The 14,175-nt window shown below is 59.6% G+C and carries 11 protein-coding genes, 1 tRNA gene and 3 pseudogenes; 11 read left to right on the top strand and 4 right to left on the bottom strand.

Features of this window, described 5'->3' with window-relative positions:
* Window positions 1-59: 59 nt before the first annotated feature.
* Together ACHMXE_RS36110 and ACHMXE_RS36105 are read right to left on the bottom strand one after the other, a co-directional pair.
* Complete coding sequence (locus tag ACHMXE_RS36110) at window positions 60-692, bottom strand: YjbF family lipoprotein (RefSeq protein ID WP_395348664.1); 633 nt, start codon at window positions 690-692, stop codon at window positions 60-62.
* A 134-nt stretch (window positions 693-826) separates the two neighbouring features.
* Complete coding sequence (locus tag ACHMXE_RS36105) at window positions 827-1,087, bottom strand: hypothetical protein (protein ID WP_395348663.1); 261 nt, start codon at window positions 1,085-1,087, stop codon at window positions 827-829.
* Window positions 1,088-1,481: 394 nt separating this feature from the next.
* Between ACHMXE_RS36105 and ACHMXE_RS36100 the strand changes: the two genes are divergently transcribed.
* The 8 genes and pseudogenes from ACHMXE_RS36100 (at window position 1,482) to ACHMXE_RS36065 (ending at window position 6,813) form a co-directional block, all read left to right on the top strand.
* Window positions 1,482-2,048, top strand: coding sequence for a response regulator (locus ACHMXE_RS36100; protein ID WP_395348662.1), 567 nt, complete (start codon window positions 1,482-1,484; stop codon window positions 2,046-2,048).
* Window positions 2,018-2,209 carry a response regulator transcription factor gene (locus ACHMXE_RS36095; protein WP_395348661.1) on the top strand — a complete coding sequence of 64 codons (192 nt, stop codon included), beginning with the start codon at window positions 2,018-2,020 and terminating at the stop codon, window positions 2,207-2,209. Before ACHMXE_RS36100 ends, ACHMXE_RS36095 begins: the two co-directional genes overlap by 31 nt.
* A 224-nt stretch (window positions 2,210-2,433) precedes the next feature.
* A pseudogene (petA, locus tag ACHMXE_RS36090) lies at window positions 2,434-3,050 on the top strand (ubiquinol-cytochrome c reductase iron-sulfur subunit).
* 14 nt (window positions 3,051-3,064) lie between these two features.
* A pseudogene (locus ACHMXE_RS36085) lies at window positions 3,065-4,500 on the top strand (cytochrome bc complex cytochrome b subunit).
* Window positions 4,501-4,529: 29 nt separating this feature from the next.
* Window positions 4,530-5,318, top strand: coding sequence for a cytochrome c1 (locus tag ACHMXE_RS36080; RefSeq protein WP_395348660.1), 789 nt, complete (start codon window positions 4,530-4,532; stop codon window positions 5,316-5,318).
* Between the two features lie 95 nt (window positions 5,319-5,413).
* Entirely contained in the window at window positions 5,414-6,025 is a 612-nt protein-coding gene (locus ACHMXE_RS36075) for a glutathione S-transferase N-terminal domain-containing protein (protein WP_057596959.1), read from the top strand.
* A gap of 44 nt (window positions 6,026-6,069) precedes the next feature.
* Complete coding sequence (locus tag ACHMXE_RS36070) at window positions 6,070-6,660, top strand: ClpXP protease specificity-enhancing factor (protein WP_395348659.1); 591 nt, start codon at window positions 6,070-6,072, stop codon at window positions 6,658-6,660.
* 77 nt (window positions 6,661-6,737) lie between these two features.
* Window positions 6,738-6,813 (top strand) — tRNA-Thr (locus ACHMXE_RS36065).
* 573 nt (window positions 6,814-7,386) lie between these two features.
* On the opposite strand, the gene ACHMXE_RS36060 is transcribed toward ACHMXE_RS36065, so the two are convergent.
* A complete protein-coding gene (locus ACHMXE_RS36060) occupies window positions 7,387-7,653 on the bottom strand; it encodes a hypothetical protein (protein WP_395348658.1) in 267 nt (88 codons plus the stop codon).
* Window positions 7,654-7,688: 35 nt separating this feature from the next.
* Here ACHMXE_RS36060 and ACHMXE_RS36055 point away from each other — a divergent pair.
* Window positions 7,689-8,806: pseudogene (locus ACHMXE_RS36055) on the top strand (IS3 family transposase); the annotation flags it as partial.
* Window positions 8,807-9,676: 870 nt separating this feature from the next.
* Here the strand turns inward: ACHMXE_RS36055 and ACHMXE_RS36050 are convergent.
* On the bottom strand, window positions 9,677-11,248 hold the full coding sequence (locus ACHMXE_RS36050) for a DUF1800 domain-containing protein (RefSeq protein ID WP_395348657.1): 1,572 nt from the start codon (window positions 11,246-11,248) through the stop codon (window positions 9,677-9,679).
* Between the two features lie 1,510 nt (window positions 11,249-12,758).
* On the opposite strand from ACHMXE_RS36050, the gene ACHMXE_RS36045 reads away from it, so the two are divergent.
* Both ACHMXE_RS36045 and ACHMXE_RS36040 read left to right on the top strand, forming a co-directional pair.
* Window positions 12,759-13,244 carry a DUF932 domain-containing protein gene (locus ACHMXE_RS36045; RefSeq protein ID WP_395348656.1) on the top strand — a complete coding sequence of 162 codons (486 nt, stop codon included), beginning with the start codon at window positions 12,759-12,761 and terminating at the stop codon, window positions 13,242-13,244.
* A gap of 149 nt (window positions 13,245-13,393) precedes the next feature.
* Window positions 13,394-14,107, top strand: coding sequence for a YqaJ viral recombinase family protein (locus ACHMXE_RS36040; protein WP_395348655.1), 714 nt, complete (start codon window positions 13,394-13,396; stop codon window positions 14,105-14,107).
* The last annotated feature ends 68 nt before the right edge of the window (window positions 14,108-14,175 follow it).

Genomic DNA, 14,175 nt, shown 5'->3' with positions numbered 1-14,175 from the left:
GCACGCCGCCGCTATGTGACGGGGCCAGTGGGAATGCCGAGGGGATGGGCCTCGCGAGGTCATGTCCCAGCGCTCGCCGGGGCGCCGACTGCCGGCGGCGTGGGGGGTGTCCAGCGCTCGAAGCTCATACACAGATTGTTGGAGATGCACTGCTCGGAATAGATGACAACAGGTGTGCCTGTCTTGTTCGAGATTCCGGAATCGGGCGGCAGGAAGAGACGCGCTCGCCGGACGCGAGACGCTGCGCTCCTCATACCACTGCAGCGACTTCGGTCCGTGCCGGCAATCGCGCTGTCGCTGGGCGCCGGTATGGAGATACGGGTGATTTCGTCGTTGATGCCGAATCGATAGCCAGGCATGACGTCGCGCTCGCGTTCGTAGCGCTGCACAGGGGCGCTGCCGGCATTCGAAGCCGTGGTGGGCCATGCGGGCCAGTTGGCAATGCGAACCGCTCGCCAGTCCGTGGAAAGCCCGGTGGTGCCGATCAAGCGGCCATTCAGCAACCGAATGACTTCGCCGCCGCCGCTGTACCAGACTTCGACAGCGCCCTCAGGTCGCTGATCCAGGTAGCCAAGCACCATGTAAAGAGTGCGGCCCGAGATATCGGCCCGCAGATAGGCGAAATTGGGATTGAAAGCCTGCGAGGATGCGGAGGATTGCCCTCCATAGAGGGCGCGTGCTGTGTCCAGCATCGCGGAAGAACCGGAAGAACAACCGCCAACGCCCAAAAAAAACGTTGCCAAAAGGCAACATTTTATAAGTCGCGTGGCGATACCGACGCGGGGACTTTTCAGCGAATGCCCTCCGTCAAGGAGGGCTCGCGGCATCAGCGCGTGGTGCCAGTCGTGCCGGTGGTGCCGGTGCCGGGGATCAGGCCGAAACCGCCGCCCGAATTGCCACCGTTACCGCTCACTGCTGCGACGAACAGAGCGGCGCCTGCACCGGCTGCGATCTTCTCTTCGGTTGTGAAGCTGCCTTGCGCGTTGGTGGTGGCGGTGTTGCCGCCAGCAGGAGCGGTCTGAGCGAACGCCGACGAGGCCGCCAGGGCGGACAGAGCGACAGCTGCAAGCAGTTGGTTGGTCTTCATAAGGGGTCCTCTCAAAGATTTTTTTAGGCAATCGATTCGAGAGTAGCAGCATTGAAAGTGGGTCGCAACCCATTTGCACTCGGTTTCTTCTTTGTTACCCGACGCCGGTCGCGTCCGTGAAAAAGGTTACGCATCTGATGTTACGTAGCGACAGGCGTGACGTCGACCGTAACGAGGCCTTCGAAACGCCCGGAATCCACCGTGTTCCGGGGGCGCCTGATCAAATTGGCTTCGAAAAACTCCAATGAAATCAACCGCTTGGTCGTCTCGGACGCGGGTTGTTGGCTCCAGCGCGCCGCGCAGGCATCGATCCTGCGTTTGCGTAAACCAACGTTAACTTTTTTCAGACCCGCAACCCTGTTGCCGCACCGGGAGACCCAAGGTGGAAATTCTGTTGGAAAAGACCGACGCCAGCGTGATGGCGAGGAATTCGAAGTTCCAGAGCGTGCTGATCGTCCATGACGATCTGCAAGTGACCGAGCGTCTGCGCACCGTCGTTTCGGTGCTCGAGCCCCGAGCACGCGTGCTGGTTGCCCGCTCGTGCGCCCAGGCCCGCGAGATCCTGGCGCGCAGTTCCTGCTCACTGGCGCTGGTCGGCATGGACCTGCCCGAGGACGGCGGTGTCTCGACGATCCTGCATCTGCGCGAGGCGCACCCGCACATGGAGCGCATCGCCGTCTCGGCGCTGCCCGATACGCAGCGCGTTCGCGCCGCGGTCTCGGCCGGCGTGGCGGGCTACCTGCTCACCGATGCGCTCGACACCGAACTGGTCTTCCTGCTGCGCTGGCTCGAGCGCGGCGGTGCGGCGATGGACCCGCGCGTCGCCCGTTGCGTGCTCGAACGCATGTTCGGCACGCCGCGCCGCGCGCCCGCCAGCAGCAGCACGCGCAGGTGCCGTCGGCCGCCGCCGAAACCGAAGCGCCGAAGTCCGTGCTGTCGGTCAGCGAGCTCAAGGTGCTGAACCTGATCGCGCAGGGCTGGAGCAATCGGCAGATCGCCGAGGCCTTCTATCTCTCGATCAACACGATCGAATTCCACGCCAAGAGCATCTACCGCAAGCTCGCGGTCAAGTCGCGCACGCAAGCCGTTCGCGAAGCGATGCAGCACGGCCTGCTGAACTGAATCTCCCCTCGTGAAGCGCCCGCGGTCCCAAGCCGCGGGCGCTTTCGCGCGCGCTCGTTCCGTTCGTCGATAGCCCATCGATCACGAGCGGACGGCACCCCGCCGATGTCGGATCGGAGCGTCATTCGCGCGACCGCGCGGTCTTGCAACCGTTGAATTCGCACGTTGCGCCCCGCTACAATCGTCGGTTGACCCTGCTCCAGCGAAGAAGATAGAGGATCCCCATGAGTGACATGACCGCCGGCTCCCCCCGGATCGACACAAGCAAGCGGACCTGGTTGATCGCGTCCGGCTGTGCCGGTGCAGTGGGAGGCGTGGCCACCGCGATTCCCTTTGTCAGCACGTTCCAGCCCTCCGAAAAGGCCAAGGCCGCCGGCGCTGCCGTCGAGGTCGACATCTCCGGCCTGAAGGTCGGCGAGAAAGTCACCGTCGAGTGGCGCGGCAAGCCGGTCTGGATCCTCAAGCGCTCCCCGGAGCAGATCGCCGAGCTCCCGAAGCTCGATGCGCAGCTCGCGGACCGCAGTCCAAGCGCCATCCCGACGAATTCACGCCCAAGTACGCCCAGAACGAGCACCGCTCGATCAAGCCCGACGTTCTGGTCGTGGTCGGCATCTGCACCCACCTCGGCTGCTCGCCAGTGGACCGCCTGCAGTCCGGCCCGCAGCCCTCGCTGCCCAATGATTGGGAAGGCGGCTTCCTCTGCCCTTGCCACGGTTCCACGTTCGACCTGGCCGGCCGAGTCTTCAAGAACAAGCCCGCGCCCGACAACCTGCCTGTGCCGCCGCACATGTACCTGTCGGACACCAAGCTCCTGATCGGTGAAGACTCCAAGAAGGCCTGAGGCAGAAGAAGAACATGGCTGAATTCCACGAAATCTCCCCCAACGCCCCGGCCAGCGCCAAGCTGCTGAACTGGGTCGACAACCGCTTCCCGCTGACCAAGCTGTGGAACGATCAGTGGGGCAAGTACTACGCGCCGAAGAACTTCAACTTCTGGTACATCTTCGGCTCGCTGGCGATGCTGGTCCTCGTGATCCAGATCGTCACCGGCATCTTCCTCGTCATGCACTACAAGCCCGACGCGAACCAGGCGTTCGCATCGGTCGAGTACATCATGCGCGACGTGCCATGGGGCTGGCTGATCCGCTACATCCACTCGACCGGCGCGTCAGCGTTCTCGTGGTGGTCTATTTGCACATGTTCCGCGGGCTCATGTACGGCAGCTACCGCAAGCCGCGCGAGCTGATCTGGGTGTTCGGCTGCGCGATCTTCCTGTGCCTGATGGCCGAAGCCTTCATGGGCTACCTGCTGCCCTGGGGCCAGATGTCCTACTGGGGCGCCCAGGTGATCGTGAACCTGTTCGCCGCCATCCCGTTCATCGGTCCTGACCTGGCCCTGCTGATCCGCGGCGACTACGTGGTGAGCGACGCCACGCTCAACCGCTTCTTCAGCTTCCACGTGATCGCCGTGCCGCTGGTGCTGCTCGGCCTGGTGGTGGCCCACCTGATTGCGCTGCACGAAGTGGGTTCGAACAACCCCGACGGCATCGAGATCAAGGCCAAACGCGGTCCCGACGGCCATCCGCTCGACGGCATCCCGTCGCACCCGTACTACACGGTGCACGACATCTTCGGCGTGGTGGTGTTCCTCACGATCTTCTCGGCGGTGATCTTCTTCGCCCCCGAAGCCGGCGGCTACTTCCTGGAGTACAACAACTTCATCCCGGCCGACTCGCTGAAGACGCCGAACCACATCGCGCCGGTCTGGTACTTCACGCCCTTCTATTCGATGCTGCGTGCGACCACCGACGACATGGTCAACGTGTTCGCGCTGATCATCGGCGTGGCCGCGATCTGGAACTTCGTCAAGGGCAAGTCGGGCGTGGCGCTCAAGGTCGCGATCATCGTCGTGGCCGCCGTGGCGATCTTCCTGCTCAAGACCTTCGACGCCAAGTTCTGGGGCGTGGTCGTGATGGGCGGCTCGGTCATCATCCTGTTCTTCCTGCCGTGGCTCGACCACAGCGAAGTCAAGTCGATCCGCTACCGTCCGAGCTGGCACAAGTACGTGTACGGCGTGTTCGTCTTCTTCTTCCTGATCCTGGGCTACCTCGGCATCCAGCCGCCCGGCGTCTGGGGCAACCTCGTGATCGGCTCGTTCGCGCTCGACATCGCGCAGACCATCTCGCAGGTCGGCACGCTGTTCTATTTCGGTTTCTTCCTGCTGATGCCGTGGTGGAGCCGCAAGGGCGAGTTCAAGACCGTGCCCGACCGCGTGACCTTCGCCGCCCATTGAAAAGCGCAAGACAGCTCGAGAGACACACGATGAAGAAAAGCATTTCCGGCTGGCTCGCGGCCCTGGGCCTGGTCATCGGCCTGGCTTCTGGCCTGACCTTCTCCACGGCCGCTTCGGCCGAATCCGGCGGCCTCGCCTGGGACAAGGCCCCGAACAAGACCAACGACGTGGCAGCGCTGCAGAACGGCGCCAAGCTGTTCGTCAACTACTGCCTCAACTGCCACTCGGCCGCCTTCATGCGCTTCAACCGCCTGCAGGACATCGGCATCAGCGAGCAGCAGATCAAGGACAACCTTCTGTTCACGACCGAGAAGGTCGGCGAAACCATGAAGGCCAACATCGATGCGCGCCAGGCCAAGGAATGGTTCGGCACCACGCCGCCCGACCTGACGCTGGTGGCACGCTCGCGCGCCGGCCACGGCGGCACCGGTGCGGACTACCTCTACACCTACCTGCGCACCTACTACCGCGACGACACCAAGGCGACCGGCTGGAACAACCTCGCATTCCCGAGCGTGGCCATGCCCAATCCGCTGTGGGAGCTCCAGGGCGAGCGCCGTCCGATCCACGCCAAGGTCGAGCAGCATGGCCATGAAGCCGATGTGTTCACCGGCAAGTGGGAGCAGGTCACGCCCGGCACCATGACCCCGCTGCAGTTCGACACCGCAGTGGGCGACCTGGTGAGCTATATGGAGTGGATGGCCGAGCCGGCGCAGAACACGCGCATCCGCATCGGTGTCTGGGTGCTGTTGTTCCTGTCGATGTCGGTGATTTTCGTGTGGCGACTGAACGCCTCGTATTGGAAAGACGTCAAGTAGTTCCATCCTTGCCGACCGGAGCGTCAAGTGCGCCGGTCCCGTGGAGCGGGTTGCCAACGCAGCCCACTCTTTTTGATTTTTAGGAGTCTTTCGCCATGATGGTGCTGTATTCAGGTACGACCTGCCCCTTTTCCCACCGCTGCCGCTTCGTGCTGTTCGAGAAGGGCATGGACTTCGAGATCCGCGATGTCGATCTCTACAACAAGCCTGAAGACATCAGCGTGATGAACCCGTACGGCCAGGTCCCGATCCTGGTCGAGCGCGACCTGATCCTGTACGAGTCGAACATCATCAACGAGTACATCGACGAGCGTTTCCCGCATCCGCAGCTGATGCCCGGCGACCCGGTCGACCGCGCGCGCGTGCGCCTGTTCCTGCTCAACTTCGAGAAGGAACTGTTCGTGCACGTGTCGACGCTCGAGAACCGCACCGCCAAGGGCAACGAGAAGGCGCTCGAAAAGGCACGCTCGCACATCCGCGATCGCCTCACGCAGCTCGCGCCGGTGTTCCTCAAGAACAAGTACATGCTGGGCGACAACTTCTCCATGCTCGACGTGGCCATTGCGCCGCTGCTGTGGCGCCTCGACTACTATGGCATCGACCTCAGCAAGAACGCCGCGCCGCTCCTGAAGTACGCCGAACGCATCTTCTCGCGCCCGGCCTACATCGAAGCGCTGACCCCCTCCGAAAAGGTCATGCGCAAGTAATCCTCGCGCAGGTCCGTTTCCGCTTCGCTTCATCGCCGTCCTTCATGATCAACGCGCTCGAGTCGTCTTCCACCCGCCCGTACCTCATCCGGGCGCTGTACGAATGGTGCACCGACAACGGGTTCACGCCCTATGTCGCGGTGCAGGTCGACGACACCGTCCAGGTGCCGCGCGAGTACGTGAAGAACGGCGAGATCGTGCTGAACATCAGTTTCGACGCGACCAGCTCGCTCAAGCTCGGCAACGACTTCATCGAGTTCAAGGCCCGTTTCGCGGGCACGGCGCGCGAGATCAGCGTGCCAGTGGGCCGCGTGATCGCGATCTATGCGCGCGAGAACGGCCAGGGCATGGCCTTTCCCGCACCGCCCCCGGCGGCCGACACCGGCATGGGGCTCGATTCCCCGGCCGCCACGGGCGTGCCGGCACCGGCGAGCCCGGTGCGTTCGGCGCTGCGCGATGCCTCGCGCGGCGGCAGCGAGAGCGAGGCCAACCGGGTCGTGCACTTGGTGACGGCCGACGATGCGGGCAGCGACGTGACGGAAGTCGGCGATGGCCCCGAGGCCGACCCGACCGACGAGCCGCCGCGCCCTCCGGCCGGCGGTGGCGCGCGGCCTTCGCTCAAGCGCGTCAAATAGCCGTCGAGTGCGCGTGTGCTTGCTTTCGTGTCCTGACAGCCACCCCGCTAGAATCTGTAGCAGGTGTTTCCTTTTTGGCCGCTTTAGCTCAGTTGGTAGAGCACCCGCCTTGTAAGCGGAAGGTCGTCCGTTCGATTCGGACAAGCGGCACCAAGCCTTAGATTTGTATCAATGTTCGTTTTATGGAGTAGGTTTGCTAGAACCTCGCTGCCTTGGGATGCGCGGTGACGCTTGCCTCGCTATTAGACAGGCAGGCTGGGAGCTTTGATGTGGCAGTTTCGATCAAAGCATCGCTGCCTTGACGAAACCTGAAACGAAGCGGTCAACGCCTCTATCTATTTGAGCGCGATTTTTCGGCTCGAAATAGAGCAAGCATGCTAGCTAGCAGGATGCCAAACAATACTCCAAGTGCGAAAATAGTTAGATCAATTTCAAAAATTTGCATCTTAGTTGAGCCATTGGGTTCTCCCACCTTCGACGCTTTTGATTAGAGCCTTACGACCTGACTAATCGCTGAGCAGCGCAACGTTTCCCAATGCTTTTTGCCGTCGCAAATCTACACCAGTTTGAGGTCTTCGGGGTCACGTTACCGAATACCCTGGCGAGCTGTAGCTCCGAAGTCCTACATGCGTTGCAATAAACCGCCCAGCACAGCGCGGATCTCATTGAGCACCGGCTAGTCGCGGTTTCGAAATAGCGTGCTTTCGGTCAACGCCTGCTGCTCGCCTACTGTGCGGCAACCGGCTTGCGCAGAGAGCCGTCACCTAGAGACAGTGCCGTGCCTGTGGCCAGCTTCTTTGCTGCCGTGCTCTCGGAAAGTCGGCCGAATTCGCTGATGACAACCACTATGGTCTGCCGCCAAATTGCCTCGTCCATTTCCTCCGCGAAGCTCGTCAGACCGCGACCCAGTTCTTCAAAACTTGTTGCGAGATAGCCAGTAGCTGAGCCTTGGCTTACAAGCGTGTCTCTGGCTGCTGCCGGTTTCAAAGACACCTTGTTAAGGTGTGAAATGAAACCGGAGGTGGTTCATGGAGAGAAGAAGGACATTCAGCCGCGAGTTCAAGCTCGAGGCGGTCAAGCTGGTCACTGAGCGTGGGGTGACCGTGGCCCAGGCGGCCAAGGACCTGGACGTACACGAGAACGTGCTGCGCAAATGGGTTCGCGAGCTGCGTGAGGCACCGCAGGAGGCCTTTCCGGGCAATGGCAAGCAGACGGCCCAGGACGCGGAGATAGCCAGGCTGCGCAAGGAAGTGGCCAAGCTCAAGATGGAGCGCGACATCTTGAAAAAAGCCGCGGCCTACTTCGCGAAGGAGTCGATGTGAAGTTCGGCTTCGTGGCGAAACACCGAGGGGCATGGCCGGTCAATCTGATGTGCGAGGCGCTCGGTGTCTCGCGAGGCGGCTTCTACGCTTGGCTGGCGCGCCCCAGGAGCCGGCGCAGCCTCGATGACGAGAAGCTGGGCGCTCAGGTGCACCAGAGCTTCGTGCACAGCGACCGCACCTATGGCGCCAGGCGCGTGTGGCGCGATGTACTGGAGCAGGGCCAGCCTTGTGGCCTGCACCGCATCGAGCGGCTCATGCGCGAGCAGGCTCTTCGTGCACGTCCCAGGCGCCGGGGCTTACCCAAGGACCGGGGCGAGCGCTGTGCGATTGCCGACAACGTGCTGGACCGCCAGTTCCAGGCCGATGCACCGAACCAGAAGTGGGTGGCCGACTTCACCTACATCTGGACGGCCGAAGGCTGGCTGTACGTGGCAGCGGTGCTGGACCTTTACTCGCGTCGCATCGTGGGCTGGTCGATGCAAGAGAGCATGACCTCGCAGCTCGTGGTGGACGCGCTGATGATGGCCGTATGGCGCCGGGGCAAGCCAGTAGCACTGCTTCATCACTCGGACCAGGGCAGTCAATACACCAGTGCGCACTTCCAGCAACTGCTGCGCGAGCAAGGCATCACCTGCAGCATGAGCAGAGCCGGCGAGGTCTGGGACAACTCGGCGATGGAGAGCTTCTTCAGCTCAATGAAGACCGAGCGCACGGCCAGGCGCGTGTACCGCAGTCGGGAGCAAGCTCGGGCCGATGTGTTCGACTACATCGAGCGGTTCTACAACCCGATGCGCCGGCATTCGACGCTCGGCTACGTCAGTCCCGGTACAGTTCGAACAAGCTCAAAAAGCTTAGGTCGGTGTCAACGAAACCGGCAGCAGCCCACTCAGCCGTCGACATCAATGAAGACGAGATCGAAGTGGTCTCTCATAAGAACCGCCAAGCGGCACACAATCAACTCGAATCCCTGACTCGCCCCTTCGATCTTATTCGCCTGCATTGCACGCTGGATTTGGTCGCGAACCTCGAAACCTCAGTTGCAGACCGGGCCAGCGGGTTATCGCAATACATCGAGGCGATGAGTCGACTCCTCTGCGCGTCTAGGCCTGTGCGTGCGCCACGGGTCAAAGGCCTATTGACCGCGTTCGCATCGCCACGCATAGAAATGGACAATTCGTTGGTAAGGGCAATCAACGAGATGCCGGTGATCGGCCCAGCCTCAAGGACACTCGATAATCGGCTAAGGAAGCCCGAGCGTCGTCTGTGGTTGCCGCAGATGCCGATCAAGTTCGATCGCATCCTGCGTTTCAAAATGGCTGCGCGTGAGATTGTCGGTCCCAGCGTAGACGGCAAAGGATGCTTGTTTCTGCTGAAAGAGTGGCATCAGACTTCGTGCCATTGCAGGATGCAACCTCCACTCGGCATCCAGCTGAGGCGCGCCGTAGGAGTTGTTTGGCGTAATCGCGATACTGGGTCGCGATTCGTAGTAAAAGTCGTTCGATATGGGATCAAGAAACTGGTGCAATAATAAGCGCCCCGTAAAAAGACGATCAACAGTTTCACGCTTTTAGCAGATGGTGCAGCGAACAGCGACCCCGTAAGACCCGAAAAGTGTATGGCCGATTTTTCAATTAGTTTTGGCGCCTCATAAATCCAACTCTCTAAGATTTTTCCAAACAAGTGAATTTGAGGTATTAACGATACATTAATTCGGGCGACGCAAATAAAAGTGTGTTCCATTCTTCAGGAGTCCTAGCCGCAGCGAGAGCCGCTCGTGTGTTGGAATTTAGGTTGCTTTGGAGCATGCGGCCAATTGATGAATTCGCAAAAATAGGAGATGGAAGCGGGGCTGGTGAATTTTTGTCGTTCGTTCGAAATAGGGCGATGCCGTTTGTGCCGATATCCCGAGCAATTTCAAAGCGCGTGTTCATTTGACCCGCACTTGACCAAGCGGAGGCATTGAGGGGGTAACCGTCGGGAGTTTCGCGTCCATATAACGGTTGGCCCATTCGATTCAACCAACTTACTATTGGAGCGACATTTGAAACTACACGATTGTCATAAGCTAGTCGCACGCAGGCAATCACATAATGTATGGGATCTCTAAATTTTTGACCTAATGAAGTAGAAAACTCTGGCGACTCGAACATTGTTTGAAGCGTGGCGGCAATGTCCCCATTACTAAGCGAAAAGGTCGATGCCATTCGATCGACGAGCTCTCGCGGAGGGTCATCAGTAACGAAGTGAATCGCTAGCTTTCGAGAAATAAAGCGTGCGGTAGCAGGCGAACTCGCAAGGCGATCGAGGGCTTCGTCTGTTTCGGCCAGTCCCCTGGACTCAATAGGTTGGCCCAGCAAAGTCTTTGGTCCGTAATCGTGCCGCACTGGGTCAAATTCGAAAAGTCCACGACGTACGTACTCGGATTGACTGGCCGGTTTCGGTTTTGGGGCCGGCGAGTCTAACGGTCGAATATTTACGCCCAAACCCGTTAGTACGCGAGCTAATTCCTGTACATCCTTCTGGGAGTAGCCGCTGCCTACACCCAATGTATGCAGTTCCATTAACTCTCTCGCGAAGTTTTCGTTAATGTGATTCGAGAAATTGCTGTTATTATTAAGATATAAGAGCATTGCCGGGTGGTGGACCACCGCGCCTAGGAGATCGCGAAATTTTCCTAATGCATGCGGGCGGATGGCGGAGTTTTCGTAGTCGCCAACCATCGCGCGAACAATTCCTCGGCGAATGTTTACGCTGAAGTGATTTATCCAGAACCACGTCATCTGTTCTTGGAGTTGATTTTCAGAATAAAGAGTGCGGAGGAGAAATCTTTTTTGAGTCTCGTTGGTTATTTGATTGAAGCGCTGCTGATATTCTTGACGCGCAATTTTTTTTTGCTCTCCGTCATCAAGTTTTGCGATAAATTGCCGTTGCTCAATTACTGAGATTACTAACTGATCGAATGGCGTTTGAGATATCGTCATGGCGTCGATCTGCGCTTGCGCCGCCAAAGGTAATGATTGTGAAGAAGGGTGTAGTTGCTGCTTTAGCCAATTTCCGAGACCCTCTTGTTTTAGTTGAGCTTGGCTCGTCGCGTTCGCGCCCCAGGAAAGCCGATCAAGTAGTCGAAGTTGTGTCTGGACATCACGTGGGAAATGATCAAATGCCTTTGCTTCAGAGGCACGGGGCAGTGCGGGCGGCGCGAAAACTATGAGCCATATCAGGGCTAGCAATACCGGAGCGCGGGCAAAAGAGCAAGGTCTGGGCATGAGCTTCTTCCTCGAGGTGAAAGCCTATTGGATCGCAAGCTATTGGAGCACAGCTTTGGAGGAAATTATGATAAGGTTCATTTCAAAGGGAAATATGCTCGGGAGTGAGCCTTGAAAATTGCATAAAATGTAAAAAAGTTTCAGGTGACGCAAATTATTGACAATTGATTGTTTATGGAAAATTTCAGGGGGTTGGCTAAATAGGCGTGGATAGTGGCAGCGTTGCTCGGCTGGTTGTTGAGGACTGATTGCTTACTATTCAATTTTCGGCTCTTTATGTTTTCGCCGCGCGGCATGCCTAGCTTTTGATTGGTTTACAATAGATTCTCGGTGTAGTTGAGTCTTTCCGCAGTTTAGGCACTGATACGCCTTCAGCCACGGCATGAATAGTTTCATCCAAAGACTTCGCTTCACTCGCGTAAGATGATTGACGGTGCAACGGCACGCTCTGAAAGCAGACATTGGCTAACTCTTAGGTGGTAACTGCTCTGCTATTTTGATCTTTTTGCGTGACATAAGTCACGGTTGTTGTCGTTGAGCGACTTCCCTGCAGTTAAGGACGAAAAGTCAGCCATCTGTCAGTGGACACCTGTTTGAGATTGCAGGTTCGAGTTGGGATGAACTCGCTCCTTGAATGACAAGCATGCTGTACCGGGCTGGCCGAAGCTGAACTAGGTCGTTGGCTTACTTTTCGGTCGTTGCCCCACAGCGCCAGCTGGAATTCCAGTTTTTTTCAGCCCTATATCACCTCCCCGAGAACAGTGAAGAAATCGTTGCATCGGTTGTTTGATTTGCTAGTCTGAACAGTCTTGGCAAGCTCCTTGCGGGCTTCGAACGTCTGTCTGCGTCCTGAGCGGGACGGCTTTCCTAAACTTCGGCTGCGAATCTGCGGCATTCGCCACTCCATGATGGGCATGCCGCGATCCCCTCTACTTTTCTTCTCCGAGCAGGTGGGGGGACCCAGGTCCGAGCGCCGCACTTGGCTGCCCAGAGTGAGTTTGCGCTACTTATTCACCAACACAAAGGGAACCAGCCAATCCGGCTCACCCCCAGGCCTATGCGGGCGGCACCCGTGGCGCAACCCCGATCGACAGCTGACGTCAAATTAATCCTCGGTGGCCTTGGCTCAGAAGGTCAGGATGGCCTATACCATTTGCCACCCCCGTGTAGTACATGAGCAGCACACAGGTTGAATTCAGGCCCTGTAGGCCCTTAATGAGCAAAAGGTCCTCTTCCGCAGCGAAACCAGTGCAGCGCTCTCGGTGGTTAACAGCCGATACCAGGTCATTAGGCGTCGGAATTGCTCAAGCGATACCGAGACCTTACCCACCTCTCAGGCGATGAGACTAAGACAGTCAGTGCCCTGAATGCGGGGCGCAATTCTGGGCTCTGGCTCGTATAGGCGAGCGCAGCGTGCTCCAGGGCTCGCATACGGTCGAAGGCAACCTGTTGCTGGCCACCATTCAGCGATGGCTCCCTGGCCACCACCGTCACGCCGACGACGGTGCGGATGGTCTGCCACAGCACGCTCACGATGGCGATCGAAGGCGCGAGCGGCAACGCCATTCGCGTACTCCACAGCACCACCTTCGATACTGAAGCCATCAAGCGCCAGTTGGGCATGGCGATATCGCACTGGGACGGTTTCATGTACCGCATGAAGGCGCTGTCCGAGTGCAACGTCAAGCCCGAGGAGGCGCTGGAGTACTTCTGGCAGGTGCCGAGAGGGAGGACCTTGTCGCCGGAACCTCGCCTTGAGCCCGCCGTCATCCCTCCCGAGCGGGCTGCCAAACGGCTGCAAGCGAGCTGCGAGGGTCAGGGCCGCGGCGCTAAACTTACCGCTGCCAAGGGCACGGCTTGGGGCCTGCTAAACGCCGTGACCGATTACGTCGAGCATGAACGCCGTGCGCGCAGCCGGGAGTACCGTCTCGGCAGTGCTTGGTGCGGGCAGTGTGCAGGCTCAAACAGCGAGCACTGGGCCTTGCCCTTGAACTGACCTCGTGAGGCGGGCCCCGGCTCTACCGCATCTTCGCTGCCCACCCCTCTCATCCCTCCCATCACCGAAGCCCCGTTCCTCCGCCAGGAGGACGGGGCTTTTGGCTATGGGTGGCTCATCCGAACGAAAAACCTGAAGAAAGGCAAATCATGATGCTGACCCGTGCAGAACGGCTGCGATCCCCGGCCCTCGCCACGACACAGCGCGCTGCGCTGCATTTGAATCGCACGCCAAGGGCACCTGGTGCGACAGTTCTCACTGATCGGAATCTGCACCTTCCACAAACGCCCGACGTCGGTATCGAACACCGCGACGCCGCCGCTGCCTTGGGGCGTGATCCCTTCAAGTCCCAGGTTCGCCTGTGGATGGAGAAGACAGGCCGCCAGGACATGCTGCACCCAACGCAGCTGCAAGACGACAGCCTCACGTATTGGAGCTGCTTGCTCGAGCCTTTGGTGGCCGCGCACTACATCAACCGAACCGGGCGCGCGGTCCGGCGCGTCGATGGCGCGGTGCGGCACCGGGAGCATCCTTGGATGCTCGCGACCGTGACCCGTGAGGTGGTGGCCGACCCCGACGTTCAGCTTCTCGAATGCCTGTGCGTTGGCATGAACGCCGCCCCCTTTCGGGCGCAGGGAGTCCCGGGGTACATGAGGCTTCGGGCTCTGCATCTGCTGGCGGTGACCGGTTCGCGCGCAGTCGACGTGGTGGCCTTGTTGTGCGGACAGGACCTGCAGGTCTACCGCATCGAGCGCGACGACGGCGAGATTGAGCGGCTTATCCAGCAGGAGCAGGCATTCTGGCGCGGCGTCGAGCTCGACCAGGCGCCCCCCGCTCCGGATGAGGATTTCCCGGTGCAGTGATGCGTCGTAGAAAAGCCTGCTCGCTCAGCGAGCGCGCCAGAACGTCCACCACCGGCGCCTGACTCGCC

The organism is Variovorax sp. UC122_21 (genome assembly GCF_044056785.1).
GTDB lineage: Bacteria > Pseudomonadota > Gammaproteobacteria > Burkholderiales > Burkholderiaceae_C > Variovorax.
Note: the sequence above shows the minus strand (reverse complement) of the source record. Positions and strands in the feature narration are given on the sequence as shown.